Annotated in this window: 1 pseudogene; it reads right to left on the bottom strand. The window is 69.2% G+C overall.

The features are described from left to right. Positions 1–518, bottom strand: a pseudogene (locus tag AC3ET3_RS36180) (translation initiation factor IF-2); the annotation flags it as partial. Position 519: the final 1 nt, after the last annotated feature.

Here is a 519-nt window from a genome sequence, read left to right as displayed (position 1 = left end):
GGTGGTGGCGGGAACTTGGGTCTTTCCAGGTTGTTCATCTGGGTTGCCGACCAGGTGTAGGTCTGGGCCAGTTTGCGCATCTGGGCTGCGGCTTGTTGGCGGACCTCTTCCTTGTGGGCGGCCAGGGCCTGGAGTTCTTCGGTGGATTTTCTGGCGACCGCGGCGGCGTCGGGATCGTTGTGGGCGGCCTTGGCGGCGGCGAGGTTGGCGGTGGCGCTCTGGGTGTCGCGGGGGATGGAGGCCTGGGCCTGGGCGATGGCGCCGGAGGCTTCGGTGAGCCATTTGGCGGCATCGTCGCTGAAGTCGCCGAGGCGGAGGGTGGAGTTGGCGAGGTCGGCGGTCCAGGTGCGGAAGGCGTCGGCGCCGGTGCCCTTCCAGGCGACCCACTGGGGGCGGATCTTGAGTTCTTCGGCGATGTCGCGGATGGACTTGGCCGCGGCGACGAGGCGGTCGGCGGCGGCCTGGACCTGGCCGGAGTTCGCCTGGTCCAGCCACGCGAGCATCTGCTCGTGGCTCATG

It is taken from the genome of Streptomyces sp. bgisy159, assembly GCF_057707805.1.
This window is presented reverse-complemented; position numbering and strand designations above follow the sequence as displayed.